The organism is Ramlibacter aquaticus, from assembly GCF_015159745.1.
Taxonomy (GTDB): Bacteria; Pseudomonadota; Gammaproteobacteria; order Burkholderiales; family Burkholderiaceae_C; genus Ramlibacter; species Ramlibacter aquaticus.
On the sequence record NZ_JADDOJ010000009.1, the window covers coordinates 20,030 to 32,250 of the forward strand.

Below are 12,221 nucleotides of genomic sequence, written 5' to 3' on the forward strand. Positions count from 1 at the left end.
GAGGCTATGGGCGCTCTATGACTCGACCGTGACGACTGAAAGGCTTGTGACCCTCCAGGGACACGGGCTGGCGGTCATACGTCTTTCACATCGGGGGCGCATGGCGCCACAGCCGCCTACAGCTCCAGCTGGCAGGCGGTATAGAAGGAGAACCGGTTGGCGGCGACACCCTGAATCCCGCGGCCAACGGAGATGAGCAGATTCCGCCCTTCCGTCAGCTTGATGGTTGCCCCGACGTTGAATCCGCTAGTGGACGGCGCATCGCTCGCCATCGGGCTGCGGTGAAAGATCTCCCCACCCAGGCTCAAGGCGTCGCCGAAAGAGCGCTGGACGAGCGCTCCGAAGTACCAGCTGCTGCGGGCGGTCGCTGCCCGATTCACGAGATACCCGACGCCGGCGTCCCAGGTCCAGGCGCCAGATGTCTTCTGGACCCAGAGCGGAAGCAACAGTTGCGCGCGTCCATTGCCAAGCCCGCGAGCGGCATCACCCGTCGGCAGGAAAGCCGTTGGGTAGATCGCAGCCATCCACCCCTCTTCTGGGCGATTGAGGAACCTGTACTTCACGCCCAGTTCAGCGTCACCCAGGCCGGCCTGCGAACCCGCGCCCGATGCACTGGAAAACGCCAAGGGAATAGCGATGTGGCACTGCGTTTCGGCCGCACAGCCGTAATTCACGTCTGCTGAGAGGGCCCCCGCCCGGCCCTGGTCGGCACGCGTTCCCTGAGCTGACAGATTCACTTCAGTATGGAAGCGATCCACCGGCTGCGGATCGTCTGTCAAGAATGGCGGACCTGCGAGTGAGACTGTGCTGCACCACGCGATCACAGCGAGCACCGCTGACTTTCCGGCAGTCCTCAAGGAGGAACGCCGCCGAGGGCTCGCAAGTTTCCACATTTACTGCTTCTGCTTCTTATCGCGTCATCGAGCGAGGGGCGAAGCGGCCAAGCGGCCGAAGCGCTTCACCCCGCGAAACCAAGCGACGCTCTTGAGCTTATGCAAGGGATGCTCGAAGCAGGCGGCGCATCATCCCACCGAACCGGATTCAGCCTGGGGCACCCTTGGTGGCAGGTCTTTGGGGAAACATCCAAACACAGCCCGTCATGAAGAGCAGCAGAGCCGCAGATGCGTACAAACGACTGAGATGCAGTCCCCCCTGCGATACAGGCTTATCCAGGAGGTCACCCAAGGTCGCACCCAGCGGGCGGGTAAGAATGAACGCCGACCAAAAAAGCGCGGTGCGCGAGATGCGAGTCCAGAAGTAAAGCATAGCGACAACCACCAGGCCTGCACCGAAGACCAGTGCGGCGATCTCGAACCCAAGACCCAATCCGCCCAGATCTTCGTCGGCCGACCAGTCCCCCAGCGCGGTGCCCAGCGTTTGAGAAAACAAGATGGTGACCCAGTAGAACCATTCCGCTTTCGGCGTTGTGATGCTCTGAACCGACACTGTTCGCTCGGACGCGTACCAGGCGCCAAGGCTCAAGGCCAGCAAGGCGGCCACGAGAGCGACGCCCCCTGGATAGCCAAGGCCGAGTGTGCGGTCCGCGAAATCAGCGACGGTGGTGCCCAATGTCGTGGTGCCGACGATCGTTGCCCAGTACAAGACCGGCTGGAATCGGTCGGACCTGACTTGGGCGGCCACGAGCGCAACGAAAATCGCGGTGAAGATCGCGCACCCGACGAGGTAGCCCAGGTTCAGCGACATCGTGACCCAGTCGCCACCCGTCTCGCCCAAGGTGGTCGCCGCGACCTTGACGATCCAGAAGCCCAAGGTGACCGCAGGCACCTTACTCACAGCCGACTGAATTTCTGATTGATGTTCCGTCACGCGAGCTGATTCATAAGACATAAGCTAGCCCTTTCTTGTCGGGATCATACGGAGCTAATCACGCGGCTGTGTGTAGGTCCACGAGTCGTCCGGGCATCGCTGCCAGTTGCAGAGCAGAGTGTTGCTCGATCGAAGCAAGGACCGTCGGACGTCAAAAGGACTCCTCAGTTTCCGACGCGGGAAGCAACTCGTGGATTCGCATTCGTACGTTCCCCGCCCGGTCAGACCCGGCGCGGGTTTCAATTTCAATCAGCATCTCGTCGGCTACGACCAGCATAGAGTCGCGGTCTCGCGCGTTCCGCAACAGCTCCCGAAACCGCTCGGCCACAACGGGCACACGTGCGAACGTGCGCTCGCAAACATCAAAGAGGTACATACGCACTCCAGCTAGCGATCGTCTGCTCACAGGTCGGTCCAATAGGTACCCGCGTTGCTGACTCGACGCTTGAGATTGCAGATTCAGCAACTTGTAGAGCTTCTTGCCGCACCTCAACCTGCTCCAGGTAGCCCGCAGCTAGCAGCCGATCGATCAGCTCGCGTGATCCTGCCCCCAGAGCCGCCTCGATCTCGGTAACGGTCTTCTCGCCGACCACGAAGAACAGCACGGCACGCTCTCGCAGGGAAAGAGCACGAGAGCCCGGAAGCAGTTCCTCGTGCCCAAGGATGCTCTTCTTCAGTTGCATACGGGCATCCCAGGGTGAACAGCTTCGGCTGGGCAACGGCGCATGCATCGTACTGCGGCTTGCCGCACATCCAGCTCCACTTGCTGCGCGATTTCGTGACTGAGTTCGCTGAGAAGCACTGCGGGCAATCGCAGCGGAAGTCCCAGCCGCTGCTGAATGCGAAGCCGAAGATAGGCCTTGGAAGATGCTGGAAAGCTTCGCTTCGCAACATGGGACGGCCACTTGGCCAAAAGGCGTCGCAAGGCACCCGTCAGCACCAAGTAATCAGTTTCGTATTGTTCCGGCCGAGCGGCTCGCCCGACCTTCCATAGGAAAAAATTGAGCATCGTTGTTGCGCTTTAGAGCTGCGGAATGTGCATGGCTAACGTGACGCTCCTGTGAAGATTCAGCCTGTATTCGGACACTGCTTGCGGACGTTGATGGCGGCGGCGCGGGCGTATGCCGCTATGGCGCGCCGCCGCCGAAGCGGGCGCAGCATGCCCCCGGAGCACGCCACAAACCCCGCACCGAGCTGAATCGTTTGGATGCGCTGCAGTCGCCGGTGTCGGTGATGCGCTTCGAACGCGAGAGCGCGGGCGAGCTGCTGCACTTGGAGACCAAGCGCTTGGACCACACCAAGGGCGGGGGCACCGCATCACCGGCCAGGGCGCACCGAACCCGCGGCGTTGGCTGGGAAACTGTTCACCTGGCGATCGACTACTTCCCTCGCGTCGCGCTAGCAGCCATCAAGCCCGACGAGAGCGAGGCCGCCTGCGTGCAGCTCCTACGCGCAGACGTGTGAATGAACTCCCGGCGATTCCGATTCCCTAGTCGGTCACCCATCCGGGATTGAACCGTTCTTCCGGTCTTTGCGTCCACTTCACCCACCGAAACAATGACCCGGCACGCCGGTGGGTTGTGGAACAGCTCATTCGACGGAACAGAGGTCCCGCCGCCACCGATCAGGCAGTACGCCCGAATCCTCGGGCACTGGGTCCACGAGCTCGGCCTGGACCGCGCTGAGTACGGTACACACTCAATGCGCAGTACAAAGGCGACTCTGATCTACCGTCGAACCAAGAATCTGCGCGCGGTTCAATTGCTTCTCGGGCACTCCAAGCTGGAGTCGACGGTAAGGTACCTCGGGATCGAGGTCGACGATGCTCTGGAAATCTCTGAGCAGACCGAGATCTGATCGACGGGGCGGATGCCCCTACAGGTGAACGGGGCGGCGAATCACGCACGACTGCTGTGAGGTCCTGAGCCAACCTCACACTCTCGGATAGAAGCTGCTCGATGCAGAGGGTTCGAGAACGTTCCGACGGTTGCTAAACGTGGGAAAGCATGCGCTTTAATCAAAGTCTCGGCTGCCTGCTGCGGGTGCCATCGAAAACGACATCGCTGAACGCTCTGCTTTACCTAGTCTGCAATCAGTCGATACCCGATCGCGGTTTCAGTCAGCAGGTGCCTGGGTTTCGCGGGGTCGGCTTCGAGCTTCGACCTGAGATGCCCCATGTAGATGCGCACGTAATGCGTCTGCTCGGCATGTGGCCCTCCCCACACCTGTTGCAGCAGTTGCCGATGGGTGAGCACGCGTCCTGCATTAGCCACCAAGATGGACAGCAGCCTGTATTCGATGGGTGTGAGATGGACATCCTGGCCACCGCGCCGGACGATGCGCGCCTCCCTGTCGATCTCTACGTCACCAAACCGGAAGGATCCCGCCGCCTCCATCTCGAGGCCCGCCCGCGGACGCCGCAGGTTTGCGCGAACCCGCGCCAGCATTTCGCCCACGCCGAATGGCTTGGTGAGGTAATCGTCGGCCCCCGCATCCAGGGCGTCGATCTTGTCCTGCTCACCGGCCCTGGCTGAAAGCACAATGAGGGGAACCGACGACCTGCCGCGAACCTGACGAATCAGTTCGATGCCGTCACCGTCCGGCAAGCCAAGATCGACCAGGAGCAAATTCACCTCGTGGGATTCGACGGCGCGGGCTCCCTCCTGCAAGGTGCCTGCCTCTTCCACACGCCAGCCTTCGGCTTCCAAGGCTGTGCGCACGAAGCGGCGGATACCCGGGTCGTCTTCAACGATGACGGCAAGATTGGCTCGCATGGGTCACTCAGGCATGGCGGGCGGCGGCCGCCGCGGCAACGTGACGATGAACTGGGCCCCGCCGCCGGATGCATTCCGGGCCGAGATCGAGCCCTTGTGCGCATCGATCACGGCCTTCGTGATGGCAAGGCCCAAGCCGACGCCGTGGGTCGATGACTCGTTCTGGCCGCGCTTGAACTTGTCGAAGAGCTCCCCCTCATGGCCCGCCAGCTGGCCCGGCAAGCCTGCCCCATGGTCGCGCACCTTGAGCACCAGGCTGTGAGCGGTCGCATGGGCCTCGAGCTCGACGGGGGGCTGCCCATACTTCGCGGCGTTCTCCAGCAAGTTCACGATCACACGCTCCAGGAGCGCTGCGTCGAATTCCACGAGGGGCAGATCCGGGGGGATGCTGACAATGACATCGGCCTGCGGCAGTAGATGCTCCACGGCGCGGAGCGATGAGCCGACGACTTCCTCCACGGAACCCCACTCCAGGCGCAGGTTGACGGCGCCGCTCTGCAGCCGGGCCATGTCCAGGAGATTGCTCACCATCGTATTGAGGTCTCGTGCCCGCCCGGAGACGGCCGCCGCGGCCGCCGCCTGCGCTTCGGAGAGCGGCGGCTGTGAGTGCAGCAGCGACTCCGCGATGCCGATCAACGCAGTCAGCGGCGTCCGCACGTCATGGGAAATGGCCGCCAGCAGCGCGTTGCGCAGCCGCTCGGACTCCATCTCGACCAGGGCCTTCTGCGCGATGTCGACATAGTGCACGCGTTCCAGGGCAATGGCGACCTGCCGGGCCAGGGTGTCGAGCTGCTTCTTCTGGTCAGGCGCCAGCAGGGCTGCCGGATCAGCCGGCTTGAGCGCAAGCACGCCCCGCACACGTATCGGCGCCTTCAGCGGCGCATAGTGCCAGCTCTGGGCACCCAGCGTGGATGTCGCATAGCCCGCGGGCTGTCCGTTGTTGAAGCACCAGTCCGCCACGCTGGGGTCGAACTGTTCCGGAAACTTCTCTGGCAGCGCGAGGCGATCGTGCGCGTCGCTCACCATCACGACGGCACGGCCGCCGAACTGGCGCTGCACCGCAGCCTCACCCAATGCAACCACCTGCTCCACCAGGAGCGCTGCCGAGAGATCCCGCGTCAGTTCGAAGAGAAGCTGGGCACGGCGCTCGCGCGTGCGCGACACCTGGACCTGGAATTGAAGTCCCGCGGTGAGCTGCCCGATCAGGAGCCCCACGATCAGCATCACGACGAATGTCACGATGTACTGGGCATCCGAAACAGCAAAGGTGAACCGCGGGGGCACGAAGAAGAAGTCGAACGCGGCAACGCTCAGGACCGCCGACAGGCCGGCCGCACCGCTGCCAAACCGGTACGCCACCGCCACCATACCCAGCAGGAACAGCATCACGATGTTGGTCAGCTCCAGGAATGGCGCCAGTAAGGTGGCCACCGCCGTGATGGCCACGCACGCAGCTGCCGCCCAGGCGAACCCCGGCAAGGCCGCGCGCCAGCGCCCGGCCTGGTCGCCTTCGATGTCTTGCCTCTGGACGACGGCGCCCAGCTTTCGCACGCGCTGGGTCTGGCTCACCAGGACAAGGTCCAGGCCGGGCGCGAGTTCGGCGATGCGGGAAGGGGTCGGCCGCGCGGCCCAGGATCGCCAGGAAGGCCGCGGCCGGCTCCTTCCCACGACCAGGATGGCGCAGTTGATCTGCTGCGCATGTTCGACCAGGGCAGTGGCCGGGTCATCACCTGCGATTACCTCGGTGGTGGCCCCCAGGTCCTCCGCCAGCTTCAGCACGGCGAGCAGCCGGTCCTGCCGGTGCTGGGGAAACTTGCGCAAGCCCAGTGTCTCCACATGCACCGCATGCCAGCGCACATTCAGCTGGTTCGCCAGCCGTGCGGCGGTTCGCACGGTCTGGTCTGCGCCCTCGCCGGGCCCGATGCAGGCCAAGATGGCGCCGGACGTGTTCCACGACGGCAGGCTCCTCGACTGCTCCACACGCCAGCTGCGAACATCCTCCTCGACATGCTCCGCGGTGCGCCGCAGCGCCATCTCACGCAAGGCGATGAGATTGCCCTTGCGGAAGAAGTTCTGGGCGGCGCGTTCCGCCTGTTGGGGCAGGTAGACCTTACCGGCCTTCAGCCGTTGCAGCAGTTCATCCGGCGTGACGTCGACCAGGATGACTTCATCGGCATCGTCGAGCACCGCGTCGGGCACCGTCTCATTCACCCGGATCCCGGTGATTGCACCCACCGTGCCATTCAGGCTCTCCAGATGCTGCACATTCAGGGTGGACCAGACGTCGATGCCGGCATCCAGCAGCTCCCGGACGTCCTGCCAGCGCTTGGGATGCCTGGAGCCCGGCACATTGGAATGCGCAAGTTCATCCACGAGCAGGATCTCCGGCTTGCGTGCAAGCGCGGCATCGAGGTCGAACTCCGGGATGGCGCGGTCGTGATAGGCCAGCTGCCGTCGCGGCAGTTGCGGCAGGCCCTCCACCAGCTGCGCCGTTTCACCCCGGCCATGTGTCTCCACCAGGCCGACGACCACATCGTGTCCGGCGCCGAGCGCACGCTGTGCGGCAGCCAGCATGGCAAAGGTCTTGCCCACCCCCGCGTTGGCACCAAAGTAGATCCGCAGCTGCCCCTGCCTCGCGCGGCCCTCTTCCCGCCGGAGCTGCTCCAGCAATTCGTCGGGATCCGGGCGTGTGTCGCTCACTGCATCGCATCCAGTGCAAGGTTCAGGCGCAGCACGTTCACGCGCGGCTCACCCAGGAAACCCATGAGGAGTCCCTCGGTGTTGGCATCCACGATCGCCTGGACGCGGGCCGGTGGCAGGCCCCGGGCCCTGGCGACACGACGGACCTGGTAGTTCGCGGCTGCCACGCTGATGTGGGGATCCAGCCCGCTGCCGGAAGCCGTCACCAGGTCGATCGGGACGGGCGCCGTATTCCCCGGGTCTGCGGCGCGCAGCGCTTCAACGCGCCCTTTCACGGCATCCGCGAGCGCCGGGTTGGCAGGGCCGAGGTTCGAGCCGCCGGACGAGCCGCCGTTGTAGGGTTGCGGCGAAGTGGCTGACGGCCGGCTCCAGAAATGCTTCGGATCGCTGAAGGATTGCCCGATCAGCTCCGAGCCGATCACCCGGCCGTCCTTGCCTGCGATGAGGCTGCCGTGGGATTCCCTGGGAAAGAGCGCCTGCGCCGCACCTGTGACCACCAGAGGGTAAAGCACACCGGTGACCAGGGCCAGTACGGCAAAGAGCAGCACCAGGGGACGAATCTCGGACTTGATGTTCATGACGATTCCCTTCAGACCATGCCCGTTGCTGCCAGCACCAGGTCGATCGCCTTGATGCCGATGAACGGGACGACGATGCCTCCCACGCCGTAGATGGCGAGGTTGCGCCTCAGGAGGCTCGCCGCGCCGATGGCACGGTAGCGAACGCCCCGCAGCGCCAGCGGGATGAGCGCGAAGATCACCAGCGCATTGAAGATGACGGCGGAGAGGATGGCCGACTGGGGGCTCGCCAGGTGCATGACGTTGAGCTGCGAGAGCTGCGGATAGGTCGTGACAAAAATCGCCGGGATGATCGCGAAGTACTTGGCGATGTCGTTGGCAATGGAGAAGGTCGTGAGCGAGCCGCGCGTCATCAGCAGCGCCTTGCCCGTCTCGACGACTTCGAGCAGCTTGGTCGGGTCGGAATCGAGGTCGACCATGTTGGCGGCCTCCTTGGCCGCCTGGGTACCGCTGTTCATCGCCACCGCCACGTCGGCCTGCGCCAGCGCAGGCGCGTCGTTCGTGCCGTCACCGGTCATCGCCACCAGGCGTCCCTGCGCCTGGTATTCACGGATCAGCTTGAGCTTCGCTTCGGGGGTCGCTTCCGCCAGGAAGTCGTCGACGCCCGCTTCCGCTGCGATCGCCGCAGCCGTGAGCTTGTTGTCACCCGTCACCATGATGGTCTTGATCCCCATGCGGCGCAGTTCTGCGAACCTGTCGCGAATGCCGCTCTTGACCACGTCCTTGAGCTCCACGGCGCCCAGCACCGTATGCCCTTCGCAGACCACCAGGGGTGTGCTGCCGCGGCGCGCGATCTCGTCCGCCACCCGGGCCACCTCGGCCGGCATGGCGCCACCTTGGGCTTCCACATGCCTGCGGATGGCGTCAACCGCGCCCTTTCGAAGCACCCGGGGCATGGCAGCGTGCTGCGGGATGTCCACGCCGCTCATGCGGGTCTGTGCCGAGAATGGAATGAACACGGCGTCCTCGATGGAGCCCAGCGCCACGTCCATGCGCCGCGCCAGCTCCACGATGCTTCGGCCCTCGGGCGTCTCGTCCGGCAGTGAAGCGGCCATCGCCACCCGGGCGAGGTCCTCCTCAGGCACACCCGGTGCGGCATGGAAGCTGGAGGCCTGGCGATTCCCGAACGTGATGGTGCCGGTCTTGTCCAGCAGCATCACGTCGACATCGCCCGCCGCTTCCACCGCCCGTCCCGAGGTGGCGATCACGTTGGCCTGCATCATCCGGCTCATGCCGGCCACCCCGATCGCCGACAACAAGCCGCCGATGGTGGTCGGGATCAGGCACACCAGCAATGCGATCAAGGCGGTGATGGTGACCACGGTGCCGGATTTCATGGCGTCGACCGCGTACATGGAGTACGGCAGCAGGGTGACGGTGACGAGCAGGAAGACGATGGTGAGCGCCACCAGCAGGATGGTCAGCGCAATCTCGTTCGGCGTCTTCTTGCGCTTGGCGCCCTCCACCATGCTGATCATGCGGTCGAGAAAGGATTCACCAGGATTGACGCTCACGCGCGCCACCAGCCAGTCGGACAGCACCCGCGTGCCGCCCGTCACCGAGGAGAAGTCACCGCCTGCTTCACGCACCACGGGTGCGGATTCGCCCGCGATCGCGCTCTCGTCCACGGCCGCAACGCCCTCGATGACCTCCCCGTCCAGGGGAATGAAGTCGTGGGCCTCCACCAGCACGACATCGCCCTTTCGAAGCTCGGAGGCATGGCAGGGCAGCCACTTCAACCCGTGGTAACGCACCGCCTGCTTCGCCTCGAAGCGCTTTGCCCAGGTGTCCTTCTTCAGGCTGCGAAGGCTGGCCGCCTGGGCCTTGCTTCGGCCTTCGGCGAGGGCTTCGGCAAAGTTCGCGAACAAGACGGTGAACCAGAGCCAGATGGCCACGCTCAAGGTGAACCAGGCGGGTGCATCACCGCCGCCCTGCAGCGACTGGGCCCAGAGCAGCGTCGTGACGATGCTGCCGATGTAGACCACGAACATGACGGGATTCGCGAGCTGGACACCGGGCTTGAGCTTGGTGATGCTGGCCAGCAGGGCCGGCTTCACGAGCGCCGGGTCCATGAGCCGCAGCTGGCGTTCCTGGTTCCTGAGGATGGCGGCCACATGGGCGTCCCCGGGCTGTGCGGAAGCCGGCGCGCCGGCAAGGGAGTCGTTGTTGTTCATGATGGGGCCCTCACTTTCCGCCGTACAGCATCAGGTGTTCCGCACCCGGGCCCAGGGCCAGGGCAGGCACGTAGTTCAGCAGCCCGATCAGGGCGACACAGCCGACCAGCAGCACGACGAACAGCAATCCGTGCGTGGGCATCGTTCCCGGCCCGACAGGAATGCGCTTCTTTGCGGCGAAGGAGCCCGCCATGGCCAGCACCGGGACAATGATCCCGAAGCGCCCGAGCCACATCACGATCGCCAGGGCCGCGTTGTAGAACGGGCTGTTCGCGGACAGCCCGCCGAACGCGCTCCCGTTGTTGTTGGCTGCCGAGCTGAATGCATACAGCACCTCGGAAAAGCCATGCGCCGCGGGGTTCGCGATGCCGGCGCGACCTGCTTCTGTCATGAGGGCGACAGCGGTGCCGACCAGGACAAGGAGTGGCGTCACGAGAATCGCGATCGACGTCATCTTCATCTCGTACGATTCGATCTTCTTGCCCAGGTATTCCGGGGTCCGCCCGATCATCAGCCCGGCAATGAAGACCGCAAGGATGGCGAACACCAGCATGCCGTACAGGCCGGATCCCACGCCGCCGACGACCACCTCGCCGAGCTGGATGTTGACCAGGGGCACCATGCCGCCCAGGGGCATGAAGCTGTCGTGCATGCCATTCACGGCGCCGCAAGACGCATCCGTGGTGATCGTGGCGAAGAGCGCGGTCTGCACAATGCCGAAGCGCGCCTCCTTGCCTTCCATGTTTCCGCCCGGCTGGCCGGGGCTCGCCGCCTGGTCGACCATCAGGCTGGCGAACTGCGGGTTGGCCTGCTGTTCGTAATGGGTTGTCGCGATGTCACCTGCGACAAACATCAGCGCCATGGCAATGAAGACGGCCCAGCCCTGGCGACGATCGCCCACCATGTGGCCGAAGGTGAAGCACAGGGCGGCACCGATCAGGAAGATCGCCAGCATCTGCACGAAATTGGTGAGGGCGCTGGGGTTCTCATAGGGGTGCGCGCTGTTGGCATTGAAGAACCCGCCTCCGTTCGTGCCAAGCATCTTGATCGCAACCTGTGAGGCGACCGGGCCCATCGGCAGGATCTGGACTTGCGTGGACTTGTCCTCGAGGACGATCTCCCCCTTGGCGTCCTTCACCGGCTGCCCGTCCGCCCCGAGCCTGGGCTCCTGGTACCTGACCGGCTCCAGCGTCCTGGCTTCCTGGTAGGCGTCGAGGCTTTGCACCGAGCCTTGCTGTACCTGGACGATGGCGATCACGAACGAGATGGGAAGCAGGATCCACAAGGTGGCCCTGCAAAGGTCGACCCATGCATTGCCCACGGTCGCGGATGAGTGCCGGGCCAGGCCCCGGATCAGGGCGATGGCTACGGCGATGCCGGTGGCGGCCGACAGGAAGTTCTGCACGGTCAGTCCCAGCATCTGCGTGAGATAGCTCATCGAGTTCTCACCGGCATACGCCTGCCAGTTCGTGTTCGTGACGAAACTGATGGCGGTGTTGAAGGACAGGTCGGGCGACAGCCCCTCGAATTTCTGCGGATTCAGCGGCAGCCAGAATTGCAGGCGCTGCAGAAGGTAGAGAAACAGCACACCCAGGCCGTTGAACAGCAGCACGACCATTGCGTAGCGCAGCCAGCTCATTCCCGCGCCGGCATCGATGCCGCACAGGCGGAAGAGGGGCGCCTCCACGCGACGGGTCCACGCCAGCTTTCCCTCCATCACGTTCGCGATGAATCGGCCCAGAGGCAGCGCGAGCGCGACGAGTACGGCCAGGTAGAGACCAAGCAGCATCCAAGCTTCGGATGTCATAGGTCCTCCGCGAACAGCAGGGCCCACAGCAGATAGGCCATGAGTGCCGCCGTGAGAAAGCCGGCGAATCCGTAGATCACATGCGCGGTATTCATGCGCTTCTCACGCCCTTGCGCTGCAGGGCATCGACACCCCACGCCATCGCCACCATCAGCAGCCACAGAGCGGCTGAAGCCATGAGGAAGATTGCGTCCAAGACCGTTTCTCCAAGTGATGAAGCAGGAAGGAAGTCTCGGTGCGATCGCAGAAAAAAGCTGAAAAGATCGCGGTGCGTCCCGCAAAGAAAGCATAAAAATCTGCCGGTTGCGAGACGGCGGGCCGCTTTTTCCAACGAACAATTCGGCTGTGCTTGACCCATGGT

The 12,221-nt window shown here is 64.1% G+C and carries 11 protein-coding genes and 1 pseudogene; 2 read left to right on the forward strand and 10 right to left on the reverse strand.

Annotated features, from left to right (window positions below):
• Positions 1-116: 116 nt before the first annotated feature.
• The 3 genes from IM725_RS03710 to IM725_RS03720 form a co-directional block, all read right to left on the reverse strand.
• Positions 117-779 (reverse strand): transporter, encoded by a 663-nt coding sequence (locus tag IM725_RS03710; RefSeq protein WP_193779230.1) that lies wholly within the window; start codon positions 777-779, stop codon positions 117-119.
• 262 nt (positions 780-1,041) lie between these two features.
• Positions 1,042-1,848: a COG4705 family protein gene (locus IM725_RS03715; protein WP_193779231.1), complete on the reverse strand. Its 807-nt coding sequence runs from the start codon at positions 1,846-1,848 to the stop codon at positions 1,042-1,044.
• 341 nt (positions 1,849-2,189) lie between these two features.
• A complete protein-coding gene (locus IM725_RS03720) occupies positions 2,190-2,510 on the reverse strand; it encodes a hypothetical protein (protein ID WP_193779232.1) in 321 nt (106 codons plus the stop codon).
• Positions 2,511-3,060: 550 nt separating this feature from the next.
• Here IM725_RS03720 and IM725_RS03725 point away from each other — a divergent pair.
• Positions 3,061-3,291, forward strand: coding sequence for a hypothetical protein (locus IM725_RS03725; protein ID WP_193779233.1), 231 nt, complete (start codon positions 3,061-3,063; stop codon positions 3,289-3,291).
• A gap of 162 nt (positions 3,292-3,453) precedes the next feature.
• Positions 3,454-3,684, forward strand: a pseudogene (locus IM725_RS03730) (tyrosine-type recombinase/integrase); the annotation flags it as partial.
• 224 nt (positions 3,685-3,908) lie between these two features.
• On the opposite strand, the gene IM725_RS03735 reads toward IM725_RS03730, so the two are convergent.
• The 7 genes from IM725_RS03735 to IM725_RS03765 all read right to left on the reverse strand — a co-directional run bounded on the left by IM725_RS03735 (position 3,909) and on the right by IM725_RS03765 (position 12,191).
• Positions 3,909-4,601, reverse strand: a complete 693-nt coding sequence (locus IM725_RS03735) for a response regulator (protein WP_193779234.1) — start codon at positions 4,599-4,601, stop codon at positions 3,909-3,911.
• A gap of 3 nt (positions 4,602-4,604) precedes the next feature.
• Positions 4,605-7,301 (reverse strand): DUF4118 domain-containing protein, encoded by a 2,697-nt coding sequence (locus IM725_RS03740; protein ID WP_193779235.1) that lies wholly within the window; start codon positions 7,299-7,301, stop codon positions 4,605-4,607.
• Complete coding sequence (gene kdpC / locus IM725_RS03745) at positions 7,298-7,879, reverse strand: potassium-transporting ATPase subunit KdpC (RefSeq protein WP_193779236.1); 582 nt, start codon at positions 7,877-7,879, stop codon at positions 7,298-7,300. The genes IM725_RS03740 and kdpC overlap by 4 nt, the downstream gene beginning before the upstream one ends.
• Positions 7,880-7,890: 11 nt before the next feature.
• On the reverse strand, positions 7,891-9,951 hold the full coding sequence (gene kdpB / locus IM725_RS03750; RefSeq protein WP_227753551.1) for a potassium-transporting ATPase subunit KdpB: 2,061 nt from the start codon (positions 9,949-9,951) through the stop codon (positions 7,891-7,893).
• A gap of 112 nt (positions 9,952-10,063) precedes the next feature.
• The gene (kdpA, locus tag IM725_RS03755) at positions 10,064-11,860 is read right to left on the reverse strand and encodes a potassium-transporting ATPase subunit KdpA (protein WP_193779238.1); all 1,797 of its coding nucleotides are present in this window, start codon (positions 11,858-11,860) and stop codon (positions 10,064-10,066) included.
• Positions 11,857-11,955 (reverse strand): potassium-transporting ATPase subunit F, encoded by a 99-nt coding sequence (locus tag IM725_RS03760; protein WP_193779239.1) that lies wholly within the window; start codon positions 11,953-11,955, stop codon positions 11,857-11,859. Before IM725_RS03760 ends, kdpA begins: the two co-directional genes overlap by 4 nt.
• Positions 11,952-12,191, reverse strand: a complete 240-nt coding sequence (locus IM725_RS03765; protein ID WP_193779240.1) for a hypothetical protein — start codon at positions 12,189-12,191, stop codon at positions 11,952-11,954. Before IM725_RS03765 ends, IM725_RS03760 begins: the two co-directional genes overlap by 4 nt.
• Positions 12,192-12,221 lie beyond the last annotated feature (30 nt).